Source organism: bacterium (assembly GCA_040753555.1).
GTDB lineage: Bacteria > UBA9089 > UBA9088 > UBA9088 > UBA9088 > JBFLYE01.
In genome coordinates, this window is the sequence record JBFMDZ010000163.1 from 1 (window position 1) to 4,738 (window position 4,738).

The following is a 4,738-nucleotide window of genomic DNA, read 5'->3' on the forward strand; positions in this document are numbered from 1 at the left end:
ATTCACCATCAGGAAAGAATTGGGGGGCCCATCCTCCAGTTAGCATTATTGATTCTTTGCTTTCTATGTTTAATAAATGAGTAGAGCCTTGCTTGTGGGTTGAATCTGGAACAGGAACCCATTGTGTATAGGCAATATCTGGAAGGAATACATAGAATTGATTGCTTGTATCTGGGTCTGGTTGTTCTGTGGTTGGGTCAGAATCAAAGGTATTTCCTGCTAAATCTGTGGCATCGCTTATGCTTAAGGTATGCGTTCCTTGGTATTCCGAATTCCTTGGAATAACAAACTCACCATACCAGGTTGTGTTGGTATTTGACCAAGACAAGAATGAGACAGGGTGATTGCTTCCTGTAAAAGATACATTTAAGGGAATTCCTCTATCCATTTCTTCATCAAAGGTAATCTTAACAAAAAGGCTTCCTTCACCAACCATTGGCTCGCTGGTTATCTGGTTTGTTTCATAATCTTTGGAATAAACCAAGGTAGTATAGGTTATATTCCCCACAATGTCTTTCTCTCCCTTAAGGATTTCTGCCTTCTTTATCTTGGGTGGGGTGAGGTCAATTTGGAATTTATTATTTGTGTCTTCTCCTGGTTCATAACCAACCCAATTACCTTCATCATCCCTTGTTCCTGGCATTGATGTGGCTTTATTCTTCTTGGGTGGAGATATGGGTATTTTCTTATTCAATTCATTTCCAGCCAAGTCGTATGCTTTAACTTTTAATGTATTTGTTCCATCATAGTCTTCTGCTTTGCCTTTGGGAATAGTAAATTTTGCCTGATATGTGTCATTGTCGTATGTTGTCTTCTTCCAGCCAATTTTTATAAGATTGTGTTGCTCATATGGTGATGTTTTAGCAAAGCTTGCCTTTGCTTGCTTTGTTATATCCATTTCCTCTGAGAATTGAATATTAAATATTACCTCTCCATCTTTTAGTGCTTTGTTTATTCCCTTTTCTGGGTCATATACTGTCTTTCCTGCCTGGGTTATTTTTACTTTCTTAACATAGGGGGCGAAGTTGTCTAATATAACAGAGGTAAATTTTGAGCTTTTGTTGTATATGTCATAGCCTTTTACCAGAAAGCCAATCCTACCATCGGGGTATTTTGCTTCCCCATTCTTTGTGGCATCGCTTGTATCATCCTTGGTATTTGTATCCCAGCAGTAATTGGAATCAGCAAAAGTATTTGTTACAATATACCAAAAGTTGACAAAGCCTTCACCATCTAGTATTTCTTCTGATCTACAGACCGAATCGCTTCTATATACATCATTGATTTCATTGTCACCAGGAAGGATGGTGTCGAATTCCCATAAATAAAATTCAGTTTCTGGTTTAAATCCATCCCTTGAGTTATGGGTAATCTGGTATGACATTTTATATGGATTCTGCCTATCAGATGATCTTTCATCATAAGCCTTTGCAATAATATCAACATCTCCCCATAATGGCTTATCTTCTTTAAAATAGACATAGTTATCGCCAACCTTTTTATTCCTTGAGTATTTCACATCCTCAATGGTAGGTGAAATATTGTCTGTGTTTGGATTTAATAAATCCAAAGGATTCCTTATAGAATCCAAGCTATACCTTTTTCCATCTATTTCTTTTAATTTATCCCTTCCAAAATGAAGATGATGTGCATCTTTGCGAAAGTATGTTATTTCACAGAGGCGGTCGCCGAGAGAAACTTTTTTGTCTGGTTTCCACTCTACCCCATTCTGATCTTTAAAATTCCTCGTATGGGTATAGCGCCAACCCTCGTCTTCAGTTGGTTTATAGTGGTCTGAAACAGTTATATCTAAATATGCTCCTGTAGCTGTAGCTGGAGGAACTGTCCAAATATATCCATTAGAGCAAGATAATACCTCAGTTCCTTCTTTTTTAGGTATATCAATCCCTGAATGGAAGTATGGGTTTTTCTCCTCAGACTTGGGATAATATTGATACTTCCCATAATTCCCTCCATAATCCCCACCCAATCCAATTGGATGGGTGCTATTCTGCGGTTTAAATGGCCATTGGGCAGAATAGGAGAGAGAGGAAAAGAAAGCAAAAACTAACAATAATATTTTCTTCATTTGGCATCACCTCCTGTGATTTTGAATAAAAGCAATGTTTCGTCTGTCATACCAAATATTTGGTTGCCATCAGGATCGATTGTTATGTCAAAACCGCCTCTGTATTTGGGATAAGAAGCCTGTGCATCTTTTTTTATAAGAAGCTTTGATGAGGGGTCAAAAAGATAAATGTATCTATTGAGAGGAAATTTCTCATATTTTTTACCTGGTGATGGAACAAGTCCTACACAAATATATTTACCACCTGAGGAAATACTGATAGAATCAGGACATAAACCTATCCCTTCCTTGGAGTGATACTTCCATAATAAAGTTCCTTTTTGTGTTTCAAACAGATAAACATTATAGTCATATTCTTCATAATCCCCCACACCCACATAATCCCCCTCGGGGGAGAAGGCAATAGCCTTTTCTCCTGGAACAACATTATATGAGCCTAAAAGATTTCCTTCTTTGGTAAAAAAGAAGATTACACCTCTATATGGACCATTATATACCTCCTTTGGAAGAAGTCCCATTTCCTTTAGAATCTTATTTTCTTCTTCTTCACGCTTCTTAATATAATCAGATGTCTTTGTTATTTTTATTTTTTCTAAAATTACCATTTTATGTACTTTTTCTTTTGCCATCTTTTTTATTTCCTCTATCTTCTCCCAATAACCCTTTGGATATATGGTAGTTGTCCCTCCCATATGTGTGCTTACAACAATGTATCTTCCATCTGGAGAAACCCTTAGCTTATCAAATCTACATACATGCTTATCTTCTAAAGAGTATCTGAATATCCTGTTTCCTTTTGACGAAAAGACATTTAAGTTTCCATTTTCCCAGCAAGCAAATATGCTTCCATCTGATGAGAATTGAATTGTATTGTTTAAAGTCCTAAATCCAAGAGCATGTAGCTCAACATCTATCTCTTTAATAAGATTTCCTTTTGAATCATAGAGGTATAAGCCGTCTAACCAGAAACCACCAATTCCTTCTGGACTGTAAAAACGATAATTTGTTGTAATTACCCGGCCATTGTTGGATATAGCCAATATTTCTCCCTTTAGTTCTTTATTCTTCCAGACAACCGTATTATTTCTATTCCTTACCTCATTTCCTATAAAAAAATACTCTCCATTTTCAGAAAGAAGCCCAATTCCTTTTATCTCTCTCTCAACCCTTCCCTTTGCATCAAAGAATTTTATTCCCTCCTCTGTCCTTATGGCTTTAACGGGGAATATTGGCTCATCAGAAGAAAGACCAGCCATCTTCCTTGCTTTTTTAACCTCTTCCTCAGAGGTCATTACCCTTACATCTTCTAATTTCTCTTTAAGCCTAATCTCCCTAACAAGCTCTAATTTGAGCTTGTTCTCCTCAGCAAACCCTATACCTTTTAGCAAGCCTAATGCAATCAGGCAAGCTATCCCTTTACTTCTTAATGTTTGTTTAAACATCTTAAACACCTCCGTTTATTTAATAATAAATAAATCCCAATGCCCAAATCCAAATGTCCAATAAATGTCCAATGACTCAATGTCCAATATCATTTCAAGATTGATGAGAAAATACGAACCAATTCTTGTGTTTCTTGCCAAAGTTTTCTTGCCTCATCCTTCTTTTCCGGAACCGCTCTAGCAATCATTCTAAGCCAATGCTTTGTTTCTTTAGTTTCTTTCCGACAGATACCTAACCTATGACGAAAATCTTTTTTTGTGCTTGCTGCATCAGCCTCCATATAATTTGCTCCTATGCTCGTTCCAGCTCTAACAACTTGGCTAATCAATGGGATAGTGACTACATCTTTTGGTAACGATTTTGCAAAATCTATGATTGCTTCTCCAAACAGAGCGGTGCGTTCTTCCAGATTATATCTTATTTGGTCATTGGACATTGGGATTTTGTTTGTCATTGGGATTTGGACATTGGACATTTTTAGTTCCTGCTTTGAATTTAGTGCTTCTTTCATTTTCTTAAGCTAATTTTAACAACACTTGCTCCTCTTTGTCAAACAAATTTTTTACTTCCATCCTGTGTCTCTAAAGCCAATAGTTTCTTCATCTTACATTATCTTTAAACTACCCCGTCAGACCTTACGGTCTGCCACCCCTTCAAAGAAGGGGAACTCCTCCCCTCCTTCCCTTCATTCCCCTCTTTCAGAGGGGTGTCCCGAAGGGACGGGGTGTTCAGAGGAGTGTCAAACAAATTTTTTGCCATTTTATTTAAACCTTTACCTTACTTCTGACTCCTGACTCCCGACTCTTGACTCCTGACTTTCATTCTTGTTTTCCCCCAAGCCCCCTTTCCACAATAATCCATATCACTTATTCTATTATTCACAATGGTTGGGCTTCCATTTGTGCAGGATATTCCATAGTTATATGCACCTATGATGGTAAATCCTGTAATGGTTGCTTTGTTTGTATTGCTTCCCTCAAAGGTTACTCCATTCTCAAGACCAGAGGCTGTAATGGTTGCATTTTCTCCAATAAGACTTATTGCCTTGTTAATGGTAATTGCCTCATTGTATGTTCCAAAGGAAACATAGATTGTGCTATTTTCCCTTGCTACATCTATGGAAGATTGGATTGTTGGATAATCCTCTGGGATATGTAAGATATACCTTTTATCAAGGATATAGGTTGATAATGAGCAGGATGATGC

Annotated in this window: 4 protein-coding genes; all 4 read right to left on the reverse strand. The window is 37.3% G+C overall.

The annotated features are described in order from the left end of the window. Positions 1-2,089: hypothetical protein (locus tag AB1630_10425; protein ID MEW6104204.1), on the reverse strand; the 2,089-nt coding region annotated here is incomplete at its 3' end. Then, a complete protein-coding gene (locus AB1630_10430; GenBank protein MEW6104205.1) occupies positions 2,086-3,531 on the reverse strand; it encodes a WD40 repeat domain-containing protein in 1,446 nt (481 codons plus the stop codon). The genes AB1630_10430 and AB1630_10425, both read right to left, overlap by 4 nt. An 89-nt stretch (positions 3,532-3,620) precedes the next feature. Next, complete coding sequence (locus tag AB1630_10435) at positions 3,621-4,043, reverse strand: four helix bundle protein (GenBank protein ID MEW6104206.1); 423 nt, start codon at positions 4,041-4,043, stop codon at positions 3,621-3,623. A 266-nt stretch (positions 4,044-4,309) separates the two neighbouring features. Beyond that, the coding region (locus AB1630_10440; protein ID MEW6104207.1) for a hypothetical protein at positions 4,310-4,738 on the reverse strand (429 nt) is incomplete at its 5' end.